We start from the raw sequence: 24,469 nt of genomic DNA, 5'->3' as shown, positions 1-24,469 counted from the left end.
CGCCAATGGACCGTCACTATGGTCCACTCAGCAGCCGTTCACCTGGGCCATCAGGCCGCGGCCCGGCCGTAGTCCGGCTGCGCCCCGACGGCCGGCGGCGGTGACGGCAGGCCCTGTTCGGTCCAGATCGTCTTGCCGGTGGGGGTGTAGCGCGTGCCCCAGCGCTGGGTCATCTGCGCGACGAGGAAGAGCCCGCGCCCGCCCTCGTCGTCGGTTGCCGCGTGGCGCAGATTCGGCGCGGTGTGGCGGGTGTCCGACACCTCGCAGATCAGCGTCCGGTCGCGGATCAGCCGAAGGTGGATCGGGCCCGCGGCGTGCCGGATCGCATTGGTCACCAGCTCGCTGACGATCAGTTCGGTGGTGAAGGCCAGTTCGTCGAGCCCCCAGTCGGCGAGCTGTCCCATGGCCTTGGTGCGGGCGCTGCCGACGACGGCTGGATCGGCGTCCAGTTCCCACACGCCGATCTGGGCCGCGCCGAGCACCCGCGTTCTTACCAGCAGCAGCGCGGCGTCGTCCGCGGCAGGCCGCGGCGGGGCGATGCCGAGCGCCTCGTCGCACAGCTCCTCCAACGGCCGCCGGTGCTGGGCGAGTACGCCGACGAGCCGGGCCAGGCCGCGCTCGATGTCGGTGCCGCCGTCGGAGTCACGGGTCTCGACGAGCCCGTCGGTGAAGAGCGCGAGCAGGCTGCCCTCGGCCAGTTCGAGGTCCCGGCTTTCGAACGGCAGCCCGCCGAGGCCGAGTGGAGGGCCCGGCGGCAGGTCGGGGAAGGTGACCGAGCCGCCGGGGTCGACGACCGCGGGCAGCAGATGCCCGGCGCGCGCCAGCCTGCAGCGACGGGAGACCGGGTCGTACACCGCGTACAGGCAGGTCGCGCCGACGATTTCGTCGTCCGCTTCTTCGCCTGCGTCGCCGGTGGCCTCCGCCGCCTCCTCCGAGCGCGCGACGATCAGGTCGTCGAGGCGCGCCAGCAGCTCGTCGGGGGCGAGGTCGAGGTTGGCGAGCGCGCGCACGGTCGCGCGGAAGCGCCCCATCCCGACCGCCGCGCGCAGTCCGTGCCCCACGACGTCCCCGACGACGAGTCCGACGCGGGCGCTGGAGAGCGGGATGACGTCGAACCAGTCGCCGCCAACGCCGATCCGGCTGTCGGCCGGCACATAGCGGAACGCCACCTCGACCGCGGTCTGCGGTGGCAGCTCGCTCGGCAGCAGACTGCGCTGGAGGGTGAGGGCGGTGTGGTGCTCGCGGGTGTAGCGGCGGGCGTTGTCGACGCACACGGCGGTACGGGCCACCAGCTCGTCGGCGAGGGCGAGTTCACCGGCGTCGAAGGGCTCAGGGTTGCGGTTGCGGACCAGGGTGACCAGGCCCATCGTGGCACCGCGGGCCCGCAGCGGCACGTAAAGATGCGAGCGCGCGCCGTCGGGACCGTCCACGACCGGCCGGCCGGCGGACAGGGCGCGGGCCTGCGGTGAGGCGGGCGGGTAGTCCACGTACGGTGCGGCTCCTCCGCGCGGCTCGTGCGGCTCGTGCGGCCTGCGCGGCTCGTGCAGCCCGCGCGGCGCATGCGGCTCGCGCGGCGCATGCGGCTCGCGCGGCTCGTGCGGCCCGGTGCGGCCCTGCACGCGGACCAGGCGCCACCCGGCGAACGCCCCGAACACCGGCCCGGTGACGGGCTCCTCGCCCTCGAGGACGGATTCGAGCACGTCGACGGCGACCTCGTCCGCGAACTGCGGGACGCTCACCTCGGCCAGCTCCCGCGCCGTGCGCGCCACGTCGAGCGAGGTGCCGATGCGCTCCCCCGCCCGCACCAGCAGGGCGAGCCGCTGCTGGGCGCGGTAGCGGTCGGTGATGTCCACCGACTCCTCGCACACGCCGATCGGCTCGCCGCGCGCGTCGAGCAGCCGGTAGTACGAACACGACCAGACCCGTAGGTTCTCCGGCTCGGACGGGGTGCCGGCGCGGTAGTGCAGGTCGACGACGGGCTCGCCGTTGTCGAGCACCTGCCGCATGACGCGTTCCAGCGACGGCGGGTGGCCGGTGGAGACCACCTCGCCGGCCGGGAAGATCTCGTCCGCGCCCTGGTCCGCGAACTGGGAGACGGGCTGGCCGAACTCCTCCATCGCCGTGGCATTCGCCCACGACACCCGCAGCTCGGTGTCGTAGATGGTCAGCCCCACCGGCGACTGCGCGACCAGGCCGTGCAGCATGGCCTGGTGGGCCTCCCACTGCCGAAGCCGGTCGAGTTCCGCGGCGACCAGCACGACCGCGGGCGCCCCTGCCGCGCCGGCAGCTGATGTCACCGTCGCGTGGGCGTGGGTGACCGGACACACGGCGGCCACCATGCGGACCGAGTGGCCGTCCCGGTGCCGCAGGGCCAGCGCGCCGCTGCGCACCCGGCCGGGCTCTTGACTTGTATGCGCCCACGGCTTGGCCCGTTCGGGCTCGGCGCTCTCGCCGGGGGAGGTGGCGAGCAGCATCTCCGCGCGGCGGCCGAGCACCTCCCGCGGCGGGTATCCGAGCAGCTCCTCGGCGGCCGGGCTCCACCCGATGACCACGCCCTGGGCGTCGACGATCACGGTGGCCGCTCTCGTGACATCGAGGGGCCCCCGGAAGTCATCGTCGCCGACCACGTCCCATGCGTTCATCTGACCTGCCCACCAGGGGGTCGTCCTCCCATGATCGGGCCGTACGGAGAGCGGCACAACTGCTCAACACAACGAATACAACCGGAACATATCACTCAATGTGGTAGAAGTATCTCTCTGTGTGATCACGAGTGGAGAGTGGAATCCCGGTGGACGATCGTCTCGACAGCCCCTCCCGCCGCCGGTTCCTCGGCATGGCAGGGGCGATCGGCGCGCCATCGGCGCTGCTGCTGTCGATGACCGGTGCGGCTCCCGCCGAGGCGGCGCCGCCCTGGGACGCGGGGCACGGCCGGCCGAACGGCAAGACGGTGCTGATCCTCGGCGCCGGTATCGCCGGTCTCACCGCGGCGGAGCAGCTCACCCGCCTCGGCTACACCGTCAAGGTGCTGGAGGCCCAGAACCGGACAGGCGGGCGCAATTTCACGGCCCGCAGGGGCACCGTGATCACCGAGGTGACGTCGTCCGGCGCCACGGCGAGCCAGACCTGCGCTTTCGACGAGGGCCTATACCTCAACCTCGGACCGGGCCGCATCCCGTACCACCACCGCCGGGTCCTCGCCGCCTGCCGCCGCCTCGGGGTCCGGCTCGAACCGTTCATCATGCAGAACACCGCCAATCTCTACGTCGGCGGACCCGGCGACCTGCGCGACGCGGGCGGCGGAGTGATGGGCGGCGCACAGCCCCGGCGCAGGATCGCGGCCGACACCCGCGGCCACCTCGCCCATCTGCTGGCCCGCGCGATCGACAAGGGCGCGCTGGACACCGAGATCGAGCCGGCCGAGCGCGAGGCACTGCTGATGCTGCTGGTCAAGTTCGGCGATCTCGGCGAGCACGACTACGCCTACGAGGGCTCGACCAGGGCCGGCTACCGGGAGCCGCTGGCCGTCGGTCAGCAGGCGGAGGCGGAGGCGCCGATCGCCCTCCCGGAGCTTCTCGCCTCCGAGTTCTGGCGGCACCGCTTCTACCAGCCGGACGAACATCTGTGGCAGGCCACGATGTTCCAGCCGGTCGGCGGCATGGACAGGATCGTCGACGCCTTCACCCGGCGGCTGTGGGGCACGATCGTGCTGGGCGCCGAGGTGACCCGGATCGAGCTGGTCCGGGACGGCGTGCGGGTCACCTCGGTCAGAAACGGGAAGGTCACGACCGAACAGGCCGACCACTGCCTCAGCAACATCCCGCTGCCGCTGCTGCACGCGCTGGAGCTGCGCGGCTTCTCGCGCGGATTCCGCGAGGCGATCGGCATGATCCCGTTCGCGCCCGCGTGCAAGGTGGGGTGGCAGGCGAACCAGCGGTTCTGGGAATCCGACAAGTACCAGATCTACGGCGGCATCAGCTGGACCGACGACATCATCTACCAGCTCTGGTACCCCTCGCACGGCTGCTTCGGCGACAAGGGCACCCTCACCGGCTGCTACAACTATGACGAAGCCGCAGCCGTCCTCGGCGACATGAGCTTCGCGCAACGGCTAGCCAGGGTCCGGGAAGGGGCGGTGCGGCTGCACCCGGAGTTCGCCGACCGCTCCCTCGTCCCCGAGGAGACGGGCATCTCCATCGCCTGGCACAAGGTGCCCCACCAGGCGGGCGGCTGGGCCGACTGGGACCCGAGGGACCCCGATCAGGTCGGCGCCTACAGCACCCTGCTCGCCGCCGACGGCCGGTTCCACGTCATCGGGGACCAGGTCTCCTCCCTGCCCGGCTGGCAGGAGGGAGCGATGATGTCCGCCGAGTACGTCGTCAGGCAGCTGCTCGGCCTGGAGCGCAGCTTCCCGCCCGCCGTCCGCAGCATCCCGGACTCCCGCGCGCTGGCGACGGGAGAGCCGGCGCGCGGGCGCTGAAGTAACCCTGCTCAGGCGGCGCCCGACGGCCTGACGCCCTTGGCCAGGCGCGTGCGGATGGTCTGGGCGTAGTACGCGTTGAGTGCATCGCCTGCGGCGAGTGTGCGCGGCAGCAGCTCGGCCTCGGTCGTCATGGCCCGGAAGAGGAACTCGATCGTCACCTCGTGGGCGGGCCGCGAGAGGATCTCGACCGGGTCGCCTCCGCGGATCTCTCCGGGCTCGATCACCCGCAGGTACGCGCCGGGGCGTACCGCTCGCGTGAACCGCTTCACCCAGCGCTCCTCCCCCAGCCAGCCGGCGGACGTACGGCACGGGATGCGTGGCGAGGTCACCTCCAGGACCAGCTCCTGCCCGATGCGCCAGCGCTCCCCGATCCGTGCACCGCTGACGTCGAGACCGCTGGTGGTGAGGTTCTCGCCGAAGACGCCGCCGGGCAGCTCGTGCCCCAGCTCTCCCTCCCAGTGGTCGAGGTCCTCGCGGGCGTAGGCGTAGACCGGTCGTCGCCTCCGTGCGCCCGCAGGTCGAACACCCCGTCCCCCGCGACACCGCTGCCCGCCGTCCCCATGGGCCCCGGCGCGCAGACGGCGACCGGCCCGTCCGTCGGCCGCTTGTCGATCCCGGTGAGCTCGGCGTCGGTGTAGTCGGCGGGAAACGGGTGAGCGAGGTTCACGGAGATGATGGTGGCCATGCCCGCGCCCTACGAGCGGCCCGCGGGGCGCGCGAGCCAATTGTGCCCGGCCGGATCGTCGCAGGCCTGATCGTCCGGGGACTGCTCGTCGGGGGCCGTGCCGGCGACGGGCTGGGGGCGCCGGCCGCCGAGCGAGGTGATGGCGACGCCGCTGATCAGCAGGACGGCCGCAACCCACCCCAGTGCGGTGATGCGTTCGCCGGTCAGCACCGCGGCCGACGTCATGCCGAAGACCGGGACCAGAAGCGAGAACGGGGCAACGGTCGAGGCGTGGTGACGGCGCAGCAGAAATCCCCAGGCCCCGAAGCCGAAGAGCGTGGAGAGCCAGGCGACGTAGAGCGTCGCACCGATGCCGGCGGGGTCGATGGTGCGCAGCGCGTGGAGATCGGCCGCAGGGCCTTCGAACGCGAGGGACAGCGCGAGCAGCGGCAGCGGCGGCACCAGGCTCACCCATGCCATCCAGCTCAGTGCGTCCGGCGGCGCGGCCTTACGGGTCATGACGTTCGACAGCCCCCAGAACGCGGCAGACGCCACCACCAGCGCGAATGCGCCCAGCGGCCCGGAGCGGCCCTGGTCTGCAGCGGCGACGGCGATCCCGGCGAGCGCGATGGCCATGCCGGTCAGCCGCACGGGCCCGGGGCGCTCACCGAGCAGCACCATGGCGAGTAGCGCTGTGAACACCGCCTGGACCTGGAGGACGAGGGAGGAGAGCCCGGCGGGCATCCCCGTGTGCATGCCGATGAACAGCAGTCCGAAGTAGGCCACGCCCAGCACGAAGCCGCACGAAATGATCCACCGGGCGCCGACCCCGGGCCGCCGCACGAACAAGACCGCGGGCACGGCGGCGACGGCGAACCGCAGCGCGGAGAAGAGCAGCGGTGGGAAGTGGGCGAGCCCGACGTCGATGACGACGAAGTTGACGCCCCATACGGCGGCGATGAGAACGGCGAGAAGGACATGAGCGGTGGGCAGCGGACGCATGCCTCGATCGTCGCCCGCGGCTACGATGTAGCACCAGCGAAGCTTCCTTCATGATCGCATACAGCAATGCTGAAGAGTTGCGAGAGAGGGCAGCGGGAGAGAGCCCGGCAGGAGGCGCACATGCTCGACCTGGCCCGTCTTCGGGCGCTGCACGCGGTGCACATCCACGGATCGGTCGGCGGCGCGGCCGCCGCACTCGGCTACACCCCGTCCGCCGTCTCCCAGCAGATCGCCAAACTGGAACGCGAAACGGGCACGGCGCTGTTGGAACGTCAGGGGCGCGGCGTGGCCCTCACCGACGCGGCGAAACTGCTCGCCGACACTGCTCAGCAGCTGCTGTCGATCGTCGAGGAGGCCGAAGTCGCCCTGGAGGAACGGCGCGGCCGCCCCGCCGGACGGCTCACGGTGGCCGCCTTCCCCACTGCGGCCCGCGGCCTGCTCCCCGCCGTGCTCGCCGGACTCACCGCGGCACACAAGGCGTTGGACCTGCGCCTGGTCGAGGAGGACCCGCACCGCTCAGTGGATCTGGTGGCCCGCGGGGTGGTGGATCTCGCGGTCGCGCACGACTGGGACATCGCACCGCTGCCCGCACCCGAAGGGTTGCGGCGCGCGGCGATCGGCGCCGACCGGTGCGACATCCTGCTGCCCGCGCGCCATCCCCTTGCGGCACGCGACGCACTTGTCCGCGAGGAGCTCACCACGCAGCGGTGGATCTGCCAGCCGCCTGGTTCCGTCTGCCATGACTGGCTGATGCGTACGCTGCGTGCCTGCGGGTGCGAACCCGATGTGGTCTGCCACGTGGCTGAGTACCAGACGCAGGTGGCCCTGGTTGCGGCCGGTCTCGGGATCGCGCTGGTGCCCCGGCTCGGCCGGGGACCGCTACCGCAAGAGGTGGTCGTCCGGCCGCTCGAACCCGCCCCGGTCCGTGGCCTGTTCGCAGTATGGCGCAGCGGCACCTCCCGCCGTCCCGCCATTATCGAAGCGGTCCGCGCCCTGCGCGATCATTGGCCCGCGGTCGCCGAGGGAAGGACTGAATAGGTGAACGCGAACTTTCGTACCCTTCTGGACTGCTGCGGCGCGCTAGCCGCCACGCCGCCGCGCCTCGCCCGTCCCCGCCGCCCCGACAAGCGGCTGCTCGCGCACCTCGCGGGCGCCGCATCCGATGCCCCCGCGCCCGCGCCGCGCGCGACGGTGACGCTGACCCCGCTGGTGCAGGCACGGCAGACCGCGCCGACGTTGGCGATCGCCGAGGGCGCGATGCGGCCGCCGCTGCTTACGCTGGGGATGACAACGTTCCTCGTGGAGCATCCCAGCGCCCGGTTCCTCGTCGATCCGGCGATGTGCGCCGACGTGCACCGCCGCGTGCTGCCCGAACTCCCGCCGCTCTTCCGTACGGTGGTGGCCCCGGACCGTCCGGTGATCGGGCTCGCCGAGGCCCTCCGGCAGGCCGGGATCGCTCCCTCGGACATCGACTTCGCACTGCCGACGCACATGCACTGGGACCACGTCTCGGGCCTCGCCGACCTCCCGGCCGATCTGCCTGTGCGCGTCCTGGAGGCCGAGCGCTCCTTCGCTCTCGCCGCCGACCCGGCCACCGGTCGTCCGCCGCTGGGCTGCGCCCACGGTCCGCTGACCGGCCGGACGTTCGTCCCGTACGAGCTCGACGGGCCTGCGCTGATGACGTTCACGCGCAGCCACGACCTCTTCGGGGATGGGTCGGTGGTGATCGTCGATCTGGCCGGGCACACCCCGGGCAGCGTCGGTGTCCTGCTCGCGGTGGCGGACAGCCCTCGTATTCTGCTCGCCGGTGACGCCGCCTGGCACCGGCTGCAGATCGACCTGCTGCGCGAGAAGGCGCCCTTCCCGGGCCGGCTCGTCGACGCCGACCGCGACGCGGCCTTCGCCACGCTCCACCGCCTGCACGCCCTCCCGTCCGCCGTCGAGGTGATCCCCAGCCACGACCGCGCGGCGGCGCTCGCCCTCGCCGGCAAATGCTGACACGCACGGCTCAGGCGTCCGACGAGGCCGCCGGGCTCAACCGCCTGCTCCGGCTGCTGCTCGCCGCGACGGGCAACTGAGCGTATACAACTCCGTGTGCCCTTAATTGAGTTGCCCGGCGGAGGCGCTCACGCGACGCTGGAACCACCGCTCAAAAAGTCTTCTCACCAATTCGACGGAAGGGAGGAGTTGTGCCTCGCACGCCGAAAACGCAGTACCACATAATCCAGCCTCCGCCTCCGTCGTGGTGGAAGAAGAGCCGGCACAAGGTGCTGCTCGTCGCCGGAGTGGTGGCCGGACTGTGGATCGGCACCCACCCCCTGGCCGGCCACGCCGACCCCGCACACGCCACCACGCCACCGGCCTCCTGCTCGGCAGGAGCCCGCACGGGCGGCGGGCGTCAGTAGACGCCCGCCGCCCCGTCGCGTCGGCGTCAGTGCTTGGCCACGTAGGCAATCGCCGCCATGACGACGGGACCGCCCACCGTGATGAGCCAGGCCATCGGGCGGGCGTAGTTCAGCGTCCGGCCGCCGATGCCCCGCTTGGGCACCACGAGGTCCGGATCATCAGGGTTGAAATAGAAAATCCCGCCTTTCCAGTGGCGGTCATCATCCCGATTCATGGTCCGCCTCCCGGGGCGCGGCTCCTACAACTCCGCCGATCTGCAGGGCGCGACCCCGGCCGTCAGCGTCTCCGGGTGGAATGTGCCGAAGATCGACGTGCCGGCCGGCTGACCGCACCCGCGGCAATCACGGCAATCACGGCAACGAACGTGTCTCAGCGTACGCGGCTGTTGAAAACCCGATCACGGGCGACGTCGGCGGCAGTGGCGACGGCGCCGAGCAGCACGGCGTCATCGCCGAGGGCCGACGGCACGACGCGCGGCCGCAGCGGGGTGAGGTCGCGCAGCGTGCTCCGCAGCGGGCCCAGCAGCAGATCGGTGTTGCGACCGATGCCGCCGCCGAGCACGACGAGTTCGGGGTCGACGACTGCGGCCAGCGCGGCGACGGCATGGGCGAGGCGGCCCGCCTCGTGCTCGACCACCCGGCAGGCCACCGCATCCGCTGCCCGCGCGGCGGCGAAGACGTCCTTGGCGGACCTGGCGCCCGTCATGCCCATGGCGTGGGCCAGCCGGACCACCGCATCGGCGGAGACCGCGCCCTCCAGAGTGCCGCGCCGGGCGGCGGCCTCGGCCTGTGTACCGCGGTCGGCCGAGGCCTCGTTCTCGACCGGCAGCGGTGACATCGGTAGGTAGCCGATCTCGCCTGCCGCGCCGTGCCCGCCCCGGAAGAGCTTGCCGTCGGCGACCAGGCCCGCCCCGAGGCCCGTGCCGATCCACAGATAAGCGAACAGCCGCGAGCCCTGGCCGGCGCCGACGGCGTACTCCCCCAGCGCGGCCAGATTCGCGTCGTTCACCACGTCGAGCCCTGTGCCCAGCTCGTCACGCAGCCGCTCGAAGAGCCCGCTGCGCCCCCAACCGGGCAGGTTCGCCGCGTACCGCACGCGATGGGTACCGGGATCGGTGACTCCGGGGCTGCCCACGACGGTGTGGACAACCTGGGCCCAGTCGAGCCCGGTCTCCTCGACGACCGTGCGGGCGAGTCGTGCGGCCCCGCGAACCATCGCACTGGCGGTGCGCGCGGTGTTCGGTGCGTCCCTGCGGCCCACGATGGTGCCGTCGAGATCGGCGGCGGCCGCCCGGATCCACTCCCGTCCGACATCGACCCCGACGACGAAGCCGGCGGCGGGGTTGGCCTCGTAGAGCACGGCCGCCCGGCCGCGGCCCTGGGAGCGGGAGACCTCGCCGGTCTGCCGGACCAGGCCGGCGCGTTCGAGATTGGCCAGGGCAGCGGAGACGGTCGGCTTGGACAGGCCGGTGGTGCGGGCGAGCTCGGCACGCGAGGAGGTGCCGGCGGCACGCAGCGCCTCCAGCAGCGTCCGCTCGTTGAAACTTCGCAGTACGCCATGGTTCCACGGCTGCGTGCCCGGGCCCGGCTCGTCCGCGCCCATCGCTCCGTTCACGCCGCTCGTCCGGTCGATCCGGTCGATCCGGTCACCACGATGCCACCGTTCAGGTCGTCTCCCTGCTTGTGATCTGCGGTTGATCTGCGGTTGTTCGCCATGAATGCGACCAGCGTATCCGTTGGTTGTCCGGCCCCTTGACGGATTTAGTTAAGGAATCTAACTTGACGGAGGCTTAACGCACCCAAAAGAGGAGGTGGGCGGATGGTCGCCGCCGACCACGCAGCCCCAGCAGTCGAGGGCGGATTCGTCCGCCGCATCGGCCTGTTCCAGGCGAGTGCGATCAACATGAGTCAGATGGTCGGGATCGGCCCGTTCATCACCATCCCGGCCATGGTGATCGCCTTCGGCGGACCGCAAGCGATCATCGGATGGATCGCCGGGGCCGTCCTCGCCCTCGCCGACGGGCTGGTCTGGGCCGAGCTCGGAGCCTCCCTGCCGGGCGCCGGAGGCTCGTACATCTACCTGCGCGAGGCGTTCCAGTACCGGACAGGACGGCTGATGCCGTTCCTGTTCACCTGGACGGCGATGCTGTTCATCCCGCTGATCATGTCGACCGGGGTGGCCGGCTTCGTCCAGTACCTCACCTACCTGTGGCCGTCCATGACCAAGGGGCAGGGCGATCTGGTAGGTCTGGCGATGTGCGTCGCGGTGGTGGTCCTGCTCTGGCGGCGCATCGAGTCGATCGGCAAGCTCTCCGCCGTCCTGTGGGCCATCATGATCGTCAGCGTGGCGGCGGTCATCTTCGCCGCCTTCAGCCACTTCTCCGCCCACCAGGCCTTCACCTACCCGGCCAACGCCTTCGCGCTCGGAACCACGAAGTTCTGGCTCGGATTCGCCGGCGGCCTGACGATCGGGATCTACGACTACCTCGGCTACAACACCAGCGCCTATGTGGGCGCCGAGGTCAAGAACCCGGGCCGGGTCCTGCCGCGCTCCATCATCTACGCGATCTTCGGGGTTATGGCCATCTATCTGCTGATGCAGGTCGGTGTGTTGGGCGTGGTCAACTGGAAGGACATGACCGACCCCAACAACCCCGCCTCGCAGTCGGTGGCGGCCGTGGTCCTGCAGAAGGTCTGGGGCAAGGGGGTTGCCGACGTCGTCACCGTACTGATCCTCATCACCGCCTTCGCCTCGGTCTTCGCGGGGCTGCTCGGCGGCTCCCGCGTGCCGTTCGACGCGGCACGGGACAAGGTCTTCTTCCGGCAGTTCGGCCGCCTGCACCCCCGGCACCGCTTCCCGACCCTGAGCCTGCTGACGATGGGCGCCATCACGGCGCTCGCCTTCTACCTCAGCCGTCATGTCGGCACTTCGGCCAAGACGCCACCGCTCACCGTTCTGATCACGTTCCTTACCACAGTGATGGTGATCGTGCAGGCCTTCGCACAGGTCGCGTCCGTCAGCGTGCTGCGCAGGCGGCAGCCGCACCTCGAACGCCCCTACCGAATGTGGCTCTACCCGCTGCCGAGCATCATCGCGCTCGCGGGCTGGCTGACCGTCTATGTCTTCGCCGACCGCAACAACCCCGGCCTGCACCCCATCGAGTGGTCGCTTGCCTGGGTTGCGCTGGGCTGCGTGGCGTTCGTCGTCTGGGCCCGGACGGAGCGGACATGGCCGTTCGGCCCGAAAAAGATCCGTGAGGACTTCCTCGCGGTGGCGGTGGCCACCGGGGCTGCCGACGGCCCGGACGACGCCACGGGGACGAAGGAGAACGGGTGACCCCGCAGCTGACACAGCCGCAGGACCCCGCTGCGGAGCGCGACTTCGTCCTCGGGATCGACTTCGGCGGTACGAAGATCGCGGTCGCGACGGCCACCCTCGGCGGCCGGATCCTGCGCTCCGAACGGCTGGAGACATTGGCACCGGAAGGGGCCGAGCAGGCCGTTCGGCGAGCGCTGGCGGCCGCCGAGCGATTGCGTGCGGCGACCGAGGCGGCACAGGGCGGGCGCTGCCTCGGGGCCGGAGCCGTCAGTCCCGGCATCGTGCAGGACGAGTGCATCGCCTTCGCGCCCAACGTGCCCGGCTGGGAGAAGCTCGCCCTGCCCCGGCTGCTCCGCGACGGGCTCGGCCTGGACGCCGTCGCCTGCGTCAACGACGTCAAGGCCGGCGGAATCGCAGAGGCCCGCTGGGGCGCCCTGCGCAATGCCGATCCGGGGATATTCCTCAGCCTCGGCACAGGGATCGGCGCAGCGCTGATCGTCGGCGGGCAGGTGCTGCTCGGCGCGAACGGCGCGGCCGGGGAGATCGGCTATCTGCTACGCGATGCACTGGATACGGCCGGCGTCCGGTCCGGACGGGCCCCGCTCGAGGAGTACGCCTCCGGGATCGGCCTGGCCCGCAGGGGTGCGGAAGTGCTGGGCGGTCGTCCCACCGCCGCCGCTCTCTTCGCCTCCGCCGACCCCCGCGTGCGCACACTCGTCGACGACGCACTCGACCACCTGGCCGTCCACGTGGCAAACCTCGCGGTCACCCTCGACCCCGAACGCATCGCGGTCGGCGGGGGCATGATGACCTCCGCCGACCGCGTGCTCGCGGCCCTGAAGCGGCGCCTGAACGAGTCGGTCCCGTTCCCGCCGTCGCTCGTCCCGGCGCACTTCGTCCAGGACTCCGCGCTGTACGGGTCACTCGCGCTCATCCTGGACCGGCTCTGACGCGAGCAGGCGGCGCGGCGCCCGCGGATTCCGTGGCACAGATGCGGCACGGTGGGAGCCGTGCCGCGCGGGTCACGATGGCGAGTGGGCTCCCGTCCGTGCGGAGGGCCGTGCCCGAGCGGCCCACCGCCGGGCGCCCTGCAGCGGACCATCGGCCACGGATTCCGTATCCGGATGCCGCCCGATCTAGCTGACGAACCGTCAGCTGATCCAGCACCGGCCCAGCAGCGGTACGGATAACCAGGGGGTTATGACGGATGACAAGATGTCAGGATATCCAGCGCGGATCCAGCATCGGTAACGATGCCGGGGTCGGCCCCGGCCCCCGACGGAGTCGACCCCGTTTGACGTGCGCGTTTACTAAGTCACCGCGCCAATGCTGGACGGCCGCGCGGTCTCGACGCAGACCACACCGCGCTGCCGGCCTGGCCGAGCTGTGCGCTGGGCGCTGGGCGCAGACGATGTGGCCACATCATGGCTGGATCAGTTACATCAGCGAACCAGGAGTCGCAGGATTCGCGCGTACATCGGCGGGGCATGCCATCATGCAATGTCGTGTTCATGCAAGGCCCGTAAGGTAAGCAGCCGGTCATTTCATCCCACGAGGACTGGAAGGCGAGGTCGCGCATGGGCATCACCCGTCGGTTGGCTGTTGCTGCGGTCACCATGACCTTGGCGGTCGCTGCAGCGGCCTGTACGGGCAGCAGCGGGACGATTGGCGGCAACTCCAACGCCACGGCACCCAAGGGCCCCGTGCAACGCGGCGGAACAGTGACCGTCGCCGAGGTGGCCGCGTCACCGGACTTCATCTTTCCGCTCAGTCCGGCCACAAATCAGGATGGCTTCAACGTCAACCTCACCCAGGGGTTGTGGCCGTTTCTGGTGTACTCCGGCAACGGAGCCCAGTCCGCCGTGAACCCGCAGGAGAGCCTGTTCACCTCGATCACCTACGGAGACGGCGACAAGCAGGTCACGATCGACTTGAAGCACGGGAACTGGTCGGACGGCCAGCCGATCACCAGTCGTGACTTCACCTTCGTCTACAACCTGCTCAAGGCGAACGCCTCGAACTGGTCCGGCTACATCGCCGGACTGTTCCCTGACGATGTGGCCAAGGTGTCCACGCCCGACGACCACACCGTCGTGCTCGACCTCACCCGGTCCTACAACCCGGACTTCTACACCGACGACGTGCTCAGCACCATCCCTCTGCTGCCCCAGCATGCCTGGGACAAGACCTCCACCAATGCGGCGGTCGGAACCTACGACGAAACCACCTCGGGCGCGAAGGCCGTGTACGCCTTCCTGCAGAAGCAGGGCGGTGACATGAGCACGTTCGCGACCAACCCGTTGTGGAAGGTCGTCGACGGGCCGTGGACCCTGTCGGCTTTCCAGAGCAACGGCTATTACAGCTACGTTCCCAACAAGCACTACTCCGGCCCCGACAAGCCGATCGTCTCGAAGGTCGTCGAGACGCCCTTCACCACCGACGCGGCCGAACTCAATGCCCTGCGGTCCGGCGATTCCTTGGACGTGGGCACCCTGCCGCTCAATGACATCAAGCAAGCGGGCGCCCTCGAGGCAAGCGGATACTCCATCGCCAGCGTGCCCATTCCGGGCGTAGCCATGATCATCCCGAATCTCTACAACACCCAGGTAGGGCCGGTGCTCCGCCAGCTCTACATCCGCCAGGCTCTGGAATATCTGATAAACCGTCCCCAGATCGTCTCCAAGGTCTTTTCCGGCTACGCCGACCCCGGCAACGGACCCGTACCGCTCCAGGCGGGCGGACAGTGGGTCTCGCCACTGGAGAAGTCCGGGGGACCGTATCCGTACTCGCCGTCAAAGGCGACTGTGCTGTTGCAGGCACACGGCTGGAAGGTGGTGCCGGGCGGCACGTCGACCTGCCGGCGCCCAGGCACCGGGCCGTCCGAGTGCGGGGACGGGATCACCGCCGGCGAGCCGCTGACTTTCCAGCTCGCCTACTCGTCCGGCACCACCGCCACCGACGAGCAGAACGCCGCAATCCAGTCGTCGGAGGCCCAGGCGGGCATCACGATCAACCTGAAGTCGGAGCCGTTCAACACGCTGATCGGGACGGTGGGCTCGTGCAGCGCCAGCACGCACCCGGCATCCTCATGCGGCTGGCAGCTGGTGGACTTCGGCTACGACCCGTACCCCCTCTACCCGGCCGGTGACGGATTCTTCAACACCGGCGGCTACAACAACTCCGGTGGCTATTCAGACCCCCAGACGGACAAGCTCATCAACGCCACCGAATACGGAACCGGGACCTCGGCGTTCTTCGCCTACGAGGACTACGCGGCACGGCAACTGCCATGGCTTTGGCTCCCGAACCAGGCCAGCATCCTCGTGTACAGGAAGAACCTCCAAGGCATCACCCCGCTCAACCCGTTCTCGGGCGGACTCAACCCGGAAGTCTGGTACTACACGCGGTGAGCCAATCGTGACTCATTACCTTGTTCGCCGGGTCGGTCAAGCCATCGTGGTCGTGATCGGCATCATGGTCCTGACGTTCATCATGATCCACCTCGAACCCGGCAATGCGGCTCAGGCCACCCTCGGAGTGAAGGCCACGGCCAGCAGGATCGCCATCTTCAACAGCACCAACGGTCTGAACCAGCCGCTGGCCGAGCAGTTCGTCACCTACGTGGATCAAGTGATGCGCGGCAACTTCGGCACCTCGTACTCCCTGCACCAGCCGGTGTCGACGCTGATCGCGCAGCGGCTACCGCGCGACGCCCTCCTGCTCGGCCTGTCGACGACCCTCTCGCTGGTCGTCGCCCTGCCTCTCGGGATCTACCAGGCGGTGCGACGCAACGGCGTCGGGGACAACGTGTTCACAGTGGCGGCCTTCATCCTGTACGCGATGCCGGACTTCTTCTTCGCGCTCCTGCTGATCGCCGTCTTCTGCGTGCAGTTCCACCTCCTTCCTCCCGAGGCACCCCAGGCCACAACGGTGGGCGGGATCCTGGCCGACCCGCGTGCCCTGGTCCTCCCCGTTGTGACCCTGACCCTGGTCAGCGTGGCCGGTTACAGCAGGTACATGCGGTCGTCGGCCATCGATGCCCTCGCCCAGGAGTACATCCTCGTTGCGCGGTCCAAGGGCCTGTCGGAGCGGTTGGTCCTCCTCAGGCACGTCCTGCGCAACTCCCTGCTGCCGATCATCACCATCCTGGGCCTGTCGGCTCCAGGGATCGTCGCAGGCGCAGTCATCGCCGAAGAGGTTTTCAACTATCCGGGCATGGGGCTGCTGTTCTTCCAGGCCGCCACCAGCCACGACTACCCGATACTGCTCGCGTCCACCCTCGTGGTCGGAGTCGCCACGGTGCTCGGGAGCCTGGCCACCGACATCGCCTACAGCCTCCTAGACCCACGGATACGGTATGTCAGCGCGTGAACCAGGGCTGGGTGCGGCCCAGATCCCCGCGTCGGACGGCCCGGCCGGCCCGCCGGAGCCGGTTGCCCGCGGAGCAGGACAGCGCAGTCCTGGGCGGCTGGTCCTGTCGGCGTTCGTCAAGAACCGGCGGGCCCTCGCAGGCCTGGGGTTGGTCGCCGTGATCCTGCTGTTCTGCGTCCTCGGGCCGCTGTTCTACCAGACCAACCAGGTCACGGTTCGGCTGGACCTCGCCGAGCTCCCGCCCAGTGGGCAGCATCCGCTGGGCACTGATGCCTCTGGCTACGACGTTCTGGGGCGGCTGATGGAGGGCGGCAGGTCGTCGCTGGAACTCGGCTTCGCCGTGGCCGTCGTCACGACGGTCATCGGCACGTTGTACGGCGCCGTCTCGGGCTTTGTCGGCGGGATCATCGACGCCGTCATGATGCGTGTCATCGACACCTTCCTCGCCATCCCCGGCCTGGTGCTGCTGCTGATCCTGGTGAACCTGTTCACGCCGAACCTGTGGCTGATCATCATCCTGCTGTCGCTACTGTCCTGGCTCGGGGTGGCCCGGCTGGTGAGGGGCGAGGTACTGACCCTCAGGACACGGGATTTCGTGCACGCGGCAAGGATGATGGGGGGCACCAGATGGCGCATCGTGATGCGGCACCTGGTACCGAACGCCATCGGTGTCATCATCGTGAACGCCACGTTCACCATCGCCGACGCCATCCTCACCCTGTCAACGCTGAGCTTCCTCGGCCTCGGGCTGCCACCACCGCACGCCGACTGGGGAACCATGCTCTCCGGCGGTCTCAACTACCTCTTCGATGGCTACTGGTGGCTGGTGTATCCTCCGGCGATCGTCCTGGTCGCCACGGTCGTGGCGTTCAACCTGATCGGCGATGCCATCCACGACTCCCTCAACGTCCGCCTGCAGCGCCTCTAGTACTGAATTCTGCTTTCTGTGGGCGGATTTGGATGCTCGGGGGCGAGCGCTGGTCACACTGAGCTGATGCGGCTGCGCTCCTTGGCGAGTTCTTCGACCAGCTGTGGAGTGGCGATCTCGTTCGGGCCGCCGTCCGCGTCCCGCATGCAGGGGAGCAGCCGCGCGATCTTTCTGCTGCACAGACCGGCGGCGTAGAGCGCCTGAATGCGGATGACTCGGTCGATGGCCCATTCGCCGTCGCTGCCCGCCGACGGAGTCAGGCAGGCGGGCGAACGGTTGCTGCACGCGGGAGCCGGCCTGATCGCGCTGGGCCGACCGTTCCTGGCCAACCCCGACCTCGTCGAACGGCTTCGCATCGACGCACCGCTCAACCCGATGCGCGAGAAGTACCTGATGTACGTCGGTGGCGAAACCGGCTACACCGACTACCCCACGCTCACCCACGACCAGCACCGAGCCGGTGCGCGCGAACCGGCCGGTCCCTGACCACTCAGGCCAGAATCACCAGAACCCCCGCCCGCCGGCGGGCGAGGCGGGCGGGGGCCCTGTTTAGTGCATTCGCAGTGGTCCGCGTGCTCGGCTTCAGCGCATCTCGTACTGGTCATGCGGTACGGCCCCCGGGTCCACGCCGCCTCGAAGACTTCGGTGCACAGCTTGGCGGCAACCGAGGCGTCGGTGATCTCCTCGCCGGTCCACGAGCCGTCGCCGACCTCCGACCAGCAGGCACACACACCATCGGCTCCCGCCACCCCCCGAAGGATTTCGAGCGCGGACCACCAAGCCGAGCCGCCCGACACCCTCCCCACTCCCGTCGCCCCGTGATCGCCAGCCCAGAAGCGATAGAAATGGACTATGCGGGGAGTTTCGGGTCATTCTGGGCGTCGGTTGTTCCATCCGTCCACGAGTACCCGTGTGCCCGGTCGGCTTCCTCGTCCGGGACGCGGCCATCAAGGGCACCAGGAGCACAACCAGCCCCCTCAGGGAAAGTCGTGGCGGCTGCTGCGGCGCTTGCGCTCCCTACTGAGCGTGCGCAGCCTCGCCGGCCGGGTGCTGCTGCTGCAGCTGGCGATCGTGGTGCTGCTCGTCGCCGCCGCGCTGGTGCCTCTCGTGCTGCAGGCCCGGCGCGACACCATGGTGGATGCCCAGCACCGGACGCTTGCCGTGGCTCAAGCGTTCGCGAACTCCCCGGGGATCCTGACGGCACTGGCCAGCCCCGACCCGACCGCGGTGCTGCAGCCGCGCGCCGAGGCGGCCCGCAAGGCCGCCGGCGTCGATGCCGTCATTGTGTACAGGCTGGACGGGATCGCCCTCACCCACAGCAACCCGAGTCTGATCGGGAAACACGTCATCGGCCCCTACGCGCAGGCGGCGGTCGGCAAGGCCTTCACCAGCACCTTTCAAGGGGCCCTGGGCCTTTCCGTGATCTCGGCGGTCCCCGTCAAGGACGCCCACGGCTCGGTCGTCGCCATCGTCTCGGTCCCCGTCACGGTCGAGAGAGTGCGGCACCGGGTGGACCGGCAGCTGCCGGTCCTGTACGGGGGCGCAGCCGCGGCTCTCGCCATCGCCGCGGCCGGGTCGGGCCTGGTGGGCCGTCGGTTGCGGCGCCAGACCCACGGCCTGGGCCTGGCCGAGATGACCCGGATGTACGAACACCACGACTCGGTCCTGCACACGGTGCGGGAGGGAGTGCTGGTCATCGGCGGCGACGGCCGGCTGATGCTGGCCAACGACGAGGCACGGCGGCTGCTGGACCTGCCGGCGGACGCGGAGGGGCGCCACGTCACCGGTCTGGGGCTGGAGCCGGACCTCGCCGAGCTGCTCACCTCCGATCGGCCGACCACCGACGAGGTACACCTGGCGGCCGACCGACTACTGGCGGTCAACAAGCGGCTCATCGCCCCCCACGGGCCGGCCGGCAGTGTGGTGACGCTCCGGGACACCACCGACCTGCGGGCTCTCTCCGGCAAGGCCAAGGTGGCCCGCGAACGGTTGAAGCTGCTCTACGACGCAGGGATGCGGATCGGGACCACGCTGGATGTAAGGCGCACCGCTGAGGAACTGGCGGAGGTGGCGGTCCCCCGGTTCGCGGACGTCGTCACCGTCGACCTCGTGGACCCGGTCCTGCGCGGCGAAGAGCCGCCCGGTGTGGGCGCCGAGATGCGCCGCACCGCCGCCGTCGGCCGGGAGGGGCGTCACTGTCTGTATCCCGTTGGCGAGCTGATCCGATTCGTTGCCACCCACCCCACCTCAGCGGCGGTGGCCAACGGCCGAGCGGTCCTCGAGAGGAACCTGAGCACCTCTGATGACTGGCGGGCTCAGGACCCCGAACGTGCCCAGCACGTCCTGGACGACGGTATCCACTCCCTGATCGTCGTCCCCCTGCGGGCTCGGGGGATTGTGCTGGGGGCGGCGCACTTCTGGCGGGCGAATGCCTCCGCGCCGTTTGACGAAGAGGATGTGTCCGTCGCCCAAGAGCTGGCCGCCCGGGCAGCGGTGTGTATCGACAACGCCCGCCGCTACACCCGCGAGCACGCCATGGCCGTCACCCTGCAGCACAGCCTGCTGCCCCGCGGCCTGCCCGAGCAGAGCGCCCTTGAGGCTGCCTACCGCTACCTTCCGGCCCGAGCCGGGGTCGGCGGGGACTGGTTCGACGTCATCCCCCTGTCCGGCGCCCGGGTGGCCCTGGTGGTCGGCGATGTCGTCGGGCACGGCCTGCACGCCGCAGCCACCATGGGCCGGCTGCGCACAGCCGTTCACAACTTCTCCGCCCTGGACATGCCTCCGGACGAACTGCTGGGCCGCCTGGACGACCTGGTGGCGCACATCGATGCCGAAGAGACCGCCGCCGGGGAGGACTCCGCCGGGGAGGACGCGCAGGGGATCGCCGGGGCCACCTGCCTGTACACCGTTTACGATCCCGCCTCTGGGCAGGTGGCCGTTGCTACCGCCGGCCATCCGACGCCGGCGCTGGTCCACCCCGATGGCACCGTGGTCTTCTTCTCTGTGCCGATCTCCCCTCCGCTGGGCCTGGGCGCCGGGCTGCCGTTCGAGAGCGCCGAGCTGACGGTGCCCGAAGGCTCCCGGCTGGTGCTCTACACCGACGGGCTGATCGAGGACCGCGATCGCGACCTGGACGCCGGTCTGGAGGCCCTGCGTCGTGCCCTGGCCGGACCTGACCGCACCCCGGAGGCCACCTGCGCGGCGGTGCTCGAGGCCATGCTGCCCGCCCGGCCCAGCGATGACATCGCGTTGCTGGTGGCCCGCACGCGCCGGCTCGACCCCGAGCAGGTCGCCGAGTGGGACGTGCCCCGCGACCCTGCGGCGGTGGCCCCGGTTCGCACGGCCTGCGTCCGCCGGCTGACAGAGTGGGGCCTGGGGCAGATCGCCTTCGCCGCCGAGCTCGTCCTCAGCGAGCTGATCACCAACGCCATCCGCTACGGCACCGAGCCCGTCACCGTCCGGCTGCTCCGCGACCGCACCCTGATCTGCGAGGTCTCCGACGGCAGCAGCACCGGGCCCCGCCTGCGCCGGGCCAAAGTCACCGATGAGGGCGGCCGCGGACTCTTCCTGGTCGCCCAGTTGGTCGACCGCTGGGGGACTCGTTACACCCCCGTCGGCAAAGTCATCTGGGCCGAACAATCCCTCCCCAACGGTGCCACGCCAGCGGCGGAAGGCCTCGGCGAGATGTTTCTCGGCGAGGGAGCACCTCCCAGCGGCAGCTGGGGGAGGGACGACACGGCATTGTGAGGGCGATCGTGCGGTCGCCCACGACCGGCCACAGCTGTCCGGGGCGCCTCACAGGCGCGGTTACGGCTTCTTGCCCGCGGGCGTCGTTCCCCCCGGTCGTTGCGGCCCGGCAGGGCGCGGATCTCGCGGTTCATCGGCTGGCTTCCGCGATCGAGGTGGCCGAGTACTGTGGCCTCGATGACCGCGTCATCGACCCGGTAGACCAAGGCGGTACAGCGCAGGCCCCGCCACCTCGGGCTACCCGGTACTGCTGGCGGCCGGTACCGGATGGGCGCAGGCTGGGGTACCGCGTCGGCCTCGCCCGCTTCGGGGACCGCGCGGCCCACCCGTGCGTGGCAAGGAATAGTGGCTCGCCCCGCGAGCTTGCCGCCAAAAAAACCCGCCAAAGAACACAGCGTCACCAGTCGTCCGCTCCGATGGCACCACCCGCCCTGCAACAACCAGATATCCATCGGTGATGATTGTTCCGGTATTCCTCGCCTTCTGGAGCCATCGTGACTGTGCCCCGTGCCCGAGCAGTGGCCGTGTCCGGCTGCCTCGCCCTCGTCGCGCTGGGTCTGAACGCCTGTGGCCACACACCGCCCGTCACGCCCCAGAAGCCGTCGGTGGCCACCTCTGCCGAGGACGTGGGCGGCATGAGCGCACTGATCGCCGCTGCGAAGCACGAAGGCAAGCTCAACGCGATCGCGCTTCCCCGCGACTGGGCCAACTACGGCGGCCTGATCGAGGGCTTCGAGAAGAAGTACGGCATCAAGGTGACGGTCGCCAATCCGCAGGGCCACAGCGAGGACGAGGTCGACGCCGTCAAGAAGAGCAGGGACCGGCGGAATGCCCCCGACGTGATCGACGTGGGGGATACGTTCGCGCGGGCAGCAGCTGCCCAGAACCTGCTCGCGCCGTACAAGGTCGCCGCCTACGACTCGATCCCGAGCAGCCAGAAGGACCCGCAGGCCCGCTGGTACAACAACTACGGGGGCTACATCTCCATCGGCTGCGATGCCAACCGCGTCCAGACCTGTCCCCAGACGTTCGCCGATCTGCTGAAGCCCGAGTACAAGGGCAAGGTCGCGCTCGAAGGAAACCCCACCCGGTCCGGTACCGCCTTTGCCAGCGTGTACGCGGCCGCCCTGGCGAACAACGGTTCGTTCGACAACATCCAGCCCGGTCTCGACTTCTTCGCCGAGCTCAAAAGGAAAGGCAACTTCAACCCCGTCGCGTCCACCTCGGCCACGGTCGAAAGCGGTCAGACGCCCATCAACATCGACTGGGACTACGTCAACCTCAACTACGCCGACCAGTTCCGCAACAAGGGTGTGAACTTGCAGGTCGCGATCCCTTTCGACGGCAGCTTCGCCCAGTACTACGCACTGGCGATCAACAAGAACGCCCCGCACCCGGCGGTTGCCCGCCTGTGGCAGGAGTACCTCTTCAGCACCGAGGGCCAAAACCTCCGGCTCTACGGCTACGCCCGCCCGGTGCTGGCGGACGTCATGAAGAAGAACGGCACTCTCGACGAGGCCGCCGCCGCAAAGCTGCCGACGGTTGAGGGAACGCCGGAATTCCCGACAGACGCACAGACGGGGAAGGCGAGGGACACGGTCGCCCGGGGCTGGGCGAAGGCCATCGGCGGGTGACACTGAACGCGCCGTCACGTGAATCCAACGCCGATCCAGCAACGGTACGGGTAACCAGGGATCACCGCGGTCGCCCCTCCCTCAGTCACCTCGGACTTCAAAAGCAACGTGTCATCACCGAGCGCCGGAGCGGGCTCCATGATCAACCTCACGTGGGACGTGCCACCGTCAGTGCTTGCGGTGAGCGAAGAGCAGTGCGGCAGAGTCTCCTTCACCGCGTCGAACACCTGCGCCGCATCGCCGGGCTCGTAGGCAGCGATGCGAACCGAGATCCGTTCCGACCCCTTCGTGAGCATCCCGTCTGCAACCACCCTCGGCTTGATCGACGCATCCTGGGCACCGATCTCACTGATCGGCTGGCAAGTCGAAGGCTTCGTCGGACTCGCCGAGCCGAACGCCGACTCGGCGCTGTTCGACGGCTGCGACGTCCACCCGGACGGCATGTCCGCTTGGACAAGCGCGGCCTCGCCAATCTGCGCCCGGGCTAGGGAACGCACCCTGGCCGCGGAGTTGCCCACCGAGGCCCAGGCCCGCACCGTGCTGAGCGCGATTGGCCACGGCGAGCGCACCTTCTCCCTCATCGGACGCGCCGCCGACGGCCTGAACCCCGGCTCACTGACCTGCTCCCTCGAACTGCTCACCACCCGCCGCATGGTGGCCATCGACCTCTCCCTGTCCACACGGCCCAGCCGCGAGTCGCGCTACCGCATCGACGCCCCCTATCTCCGGTTCTGGCTCTCCTTCATCGGACCCGGCATCCCCGCCGTCGAACGCGGTCGAGGAGACCGCGTCCTCGACACCATCCGCACCCACTGGACAGCCTGGCGCGGCCGCGCCATCGAACCTGTGATCCGCGAAGCCCTCTGGAGACTCACCGACGACCGCCTCCCGGCCGGCACCCACGCCCTCGGCGGCTACTGGACCCGCACCAACGACCCCGAAATCGACTTCGCCGACGCCGACCGGGCACCCATGAGGACAGGTCGTCACGCGTCATCCGAAGGCGTCCGGGCTCACATCGGGCTCACCTACGCCCTCAAGTAGGCTGGTGGGAAGGCTCCGGTGGGGCGACTGCGGGGCCCTGTACTGGTTGAAACGCCCCGATCACCCTGCCGCCGGCGCTTGGACCGCATCATGTTCACCTGGCAGTGCTGCTGATTCCCAAGTCCTACGCGCCCCCGGTTGATGCGCTTGGGCGGATCCGTCCCCTGCGCGGATCCGCCCAAGCCGTCTCGGACTGCGGGCAGTTGGTCAGACGGCGCCGCGGGTGGCCTGCGGCTCCTCCTCCGTCTGCCGCGCGGGTTCCGTTCCCGTGGCGCGGAGCCTGCGGCGCTTCGCCAACAGGACCGCGGTGCGAGCCAGGACCATGGCCAGTGACATGAAGACAAAGGCGTTCGCGTAGACGTCCGGGCCGCTGAGTTTGTAATCGATGCTGAACGTGATGATCGCGTGGCTGAACCAGTGCTCGGTCCCATAGGCAAACAGGACGCGCGAGCCGGAAACGACGAACCAGAGCAATGCGTATCCGACTCCGCCCGATGTCCAGATGTCGCCGTTGAGTCCGCGGCGGGCGGGGAGCAGCGCGCCCGCCGTCAGGCCGCAGATAGCGCCCAGGCCGATGCCGGCGAGTTGCATCGACACGTCATTCCCGCTGGTCGGCAGAGAGTGCACGAAAAGCGCGATGACGATGGCGACCGCCAGCAGTGACCGCAGCATCCGCACGTTGGTCAGGCGTCGGCGCCCGAGGTCGGTCGCCAGAACAATGCCGAGTATCGTCACGCTGGCGACAACTGCGGTCAAGAACGAACTCATGTGAGTGATGGCCTTCCCGGTATCACGCGCAGTTCCCTGCGCCGTTGTGTTCGACGCTATTGATGTGAACTGCCGTGCCGGGACGACTGATCAGTGGGTCTGGC

Annotated in this window: 18 protein-coding genes and 3 pseudogenes; 13 read left to right on the top strand and 8 right to left on the bottom strand. The window is 69.7% G+C overall.

Annotated features, from left to right (window positions below):
* Nucleotides 1-50 precede the first annotated feature (50 nt).
* Nucleotides 51-2,642 carry a SpoIIE family protein phosphatase gene (locus NGB36_RS17525; protein WP_255921231.1) on the bottom strand — a complete coding sequence of 864 codons (2,592 nt, stop codon included), beginning with the start codon at nt 2,640-2,642 and terminating at the stop codon, nt 51-53.
* Nucleotides 2,643-2,791: 149 nt separating this feature from the next.
* Between NGB36_RS17525 and NGB36_RS17520 the strand changes: the two genes are divergently transcribed.
* Nucleotides 2,792-4,480, top strand: a complete 1,689-nt coding sequence (locus tag NGB36_RS17520; RefSeq protein ID WP_255921230.1) for a flavin monoamine oxidase family protein — start codon at nt 2,792-2,794, stop codon at nt 4,478-4,480.
* A gap of 11 nt (nt 4,481-4,491) precedes the next feature.
* Here the strand turns inward: NGB36_RS17520 and NGB36_RS17515 are convergent.
* Nucleotides 4,492-5,168 (bottom strand): annotated as a pseudogene (locus NGB36_RS17515) (MOSC domain-containing protein).
* A gap of 9 nt (nt 5,169-5,177) precedes the next feature.
* Complete coding sequence (locus tag NGB36_RS17510) at nt 5,178-6,149, bottom strand: EamA family transporter (protein WP_255921229.1); 972 nt, start codon at nt 6,147-6,149, stop codon at nt 5,178-5,180.
* A 120-nt stretch (nt 6,150-6,269) separates the two neighbouring features.
* Here NGB36_RS17510 and NGB36_RS17505 point away from each other — a divergent pair, with 120 nt between their 5' ends.
* From NGB36_RS17505 to NGB36_RS17495, 3 genes are all read left to right on the top strand, one after another.
* On the top strand, nt 6,270-7,187 hold the full coding sequence (locus tag NGB36_RS17505) for a LysR family transcriptional regulator (RefSeq protein WP_255921228.1): 918 nt from the start codon (nt 6,270-6,272) through the stop codon (nt 7,185-7,187).
* Nucleotides 7,188-8,147: an MBL fold metallo-hydrolase gene (locus NGB36_RS17500; protein ID WP_255921227.1), complete on the top strand. Its 960-nt coding sequence runs from the start codon at nt 7,188-7,190 to the stop codon at nt 8,145-8,147.
* A 191-nt stretch (nt 8,148-8,338) separates the two neighbouring features.
* A complete protein-coding gene (locus tag NGB36_RS17495) occupies nt 8,339-8,554 on the top strand; it encodes a hypothetical protein (RefSeq protein ID WP_255921226.1) in 216 nt (71 codons plus the stop codon).
* A gap of 26 nt (nt 8,555-8,580) precedes the next feature.
* On the opposite strand, the gene NGB36_RS17490 is transcribed toward NGB36_RS17495, so the two are convergent.
* Nucleotides 8,581-8,769, bottom strand: coding sequence for a hypothetical protein (locus NGB36_RS17490; RefSeq protein WP_255921225.1), 189 nt, complete (start codon nt 8,767-8,769; stop codon nt 8,581-8,583).
* Between the two features lie 155 nt (nt 8,770-8,924).
* On the bottom strand, nt 8,925-10,157 hold the full coding sequence (locus tag NGB36_RS17485) for an ROK family transcriptional regulator (RefSeq protein ID WP_255921262.1): 1,233 nt from the start codon (nt 10,155-10,157) through the stop codon (nt 8,925-8,927).
* 216 nt (nt 10,158-10,373) lie between these two features.
* On the opposite strand from NGB36_RS17485, the gene NGB36_RS17480 reads away from it, so the two are divergent.
* The 5 genes from NGB36_RS17480 (at nt 10,374) to NGB36_RS17460 (ending at nt 17,172) form a co-directional block, all read left to right on the top strand.
* Nucleotides 10,374-11,891: an APC family permease gene (locus NGB36_RS17480; protein ID WP_255921224.1), complete on the top strand. Its 1,518-nt coding sequence runs from the start codon at nt 10,374-10,376 to the stop codon at nt 11,889-11,891.
* Complete coding sequence (locus NGB36_RS17475) at nt 11,888-12,823, top strand: ROK family protein (protein WP_255921223.1); 936 nt, start codon at nt 11,888-11,890, stop codon at nt 12,821-12,823. Before NGB36_RS17480 ends, NGB36_RS17475 begins: the two co-directional genes overlap by 4 nt.
* Before the next feature lie 627 nt (nt 12,824-13,450).
* Nucleotides 13,451-15,283, top strand: coding sequence for a peptide ABC transporter substrate-binding protein (locus tag NGB36_RS17470; protein ID WP_255921222.1), 1,833 nt, complete (start codon nt 13,451-13,453; stop codon nt 15,281-15,283).
* A 7-nt stretch (nt 15,284-15,290) separates the two neighbouring features.
* Entirely contained in the window at nt 15,291-16,244 is a 954-nt protein-coding gene (locus NGB36_RS17465; protein WP_255921221.1) for an ABC transporter permease, read from the top strand.
* Nucleotides 16,231-17,172, top strand: coding sequence for an ABC transporter permease (locus NGB36_RS17460; protein WP_255921220.1), 942 nt, complete (start codon nt 16,231-16,233; stop codon nt 17,170-17,172). Before NGB36_RS17465 ends, NGB36_RS17460 begins: the two co-directional genes overlap by 14 nt.
* 65 nt (nt 17,173-17,237) lie before the next feature.
* Here NGB36_RS17460 and NGB36_RS17455 read toward each other — a convergent pair.
* Nucleotides 17,238-17,408, bottom strand: a pseudogene (locus tag NGB36_RS17455) (MerR family transcriptional regulator); the annotation flags it as partial.
* Between the two features lie 4 nt (nt 17,409-17,412).
* Here NGB36_RS17455 and NGB36_RS17450 point away from each other — a divergent pair.
* The 3 genes and pseudogenes from NGB36_RS17450 to NGB36_RS17440 all read left to right on the top strand — a co-directional run.
* Nucleotides 17,413-17,658, top strand: a pseudogene (locus tag NGB36_RS17450) (alkene reductase); the annotation flags it as partial.
* Between the two features lie 366 nt (nt 17,659-18,024).
* A complete protein-coding gene (locus NGB36_RS17445) occupies nt 18,025-20,919 on the top strand; it encodes a SpoIIE family protein phosphatase (RefSeq protein ID WP_443741610.1) in 2,895 nt (964 codons plus the stop codon).
* A 494-nt stretch (nt 20,920-21,413) separates the two neighbouring features.
* Nucleotides 21,414-22,553 carry an ABC transporter substrate-binding protein gene (locus tag NGB36_RS17440; RefSeq protein ID WP_255921218.1) on the top strand — a complete coding sequence of 380 codons (1,140 nt, stop codon included), beginning with the start codon at nt 21,414-21,416 and terminating at the stop codon, nt 22,551-22,553.
* A gap of 14 nt (nt 22,554-22,567) precedes the next feature.
* Here NGB36_RS17440 and NGB36_RS17435 read toward each other — a convergent pair whose 3' ends face one another.
* Nucleotides 22,568-22,849 carry a hypothetical protein gene (locus tag NGB36_RS17435; RefSeq protein WP_255921217.1) on the bottom strand — a complete coding sequence of 94 codons (282 nt, stop codon included), beginning with the start codon at nt 22,847-22,849 and terminating at the stop codon, nt 22,568-22,570.
* Between NGB36_RS17435 and NGB36_RS33815 the strand changes: the two genes are divergently transcribed.
* On the top strand, nt 22,842-23,597 hold the full coding sequence (locus NGB36_RS33815) for a DUF234 domain-containing protein (protein WP_372509467.1): 756 nt from the start codon (nt 22,842-22,844) through the stop codon (nt 23,595-23,597). The two genes, NGB36_RS17435 and NGB36_RS33815, sit on opposite strands and share 8 nt — an antisense overlap.
* Nucleotides 23,598-23,804: 207 nt before the next feature.
* Here NGB36_RS33815 and NGB36_RS17425 read toward each other — a convergent pair whose 3' ends face one another.
* The gene (locus NGB36_RS17425; RefSeq protein ID WP_255921216.1) at nt 23,805-24,365 is read right to left on the bottom strand and encodes a hypothetical protein; all 561 of its coding nucleotides are present in this window, start codon (nt 24,363-24,365) and stop codon (nt 23,805-23,807) included.
* Nucleotides 24,366-24,469: the final 104 nt, after the last annotated feature.

The sequence above is a fragment of the Streptomyces humicola genome, assembly GCF_024436035.1.
GTDB classification, from domain to species: domain Bacteria; phylum Actinomycetota; class Actinomycetes; order Streptomycetales; family Streptomycetaceae; genus Streptantibioticus_B; species Streptantibioticus_B humicola.
The sequence above is the reverse complement of the archived record's forward strand: the minus strand, read 5'-3'. Positions and strand labels throughout refer to the sequence as shown.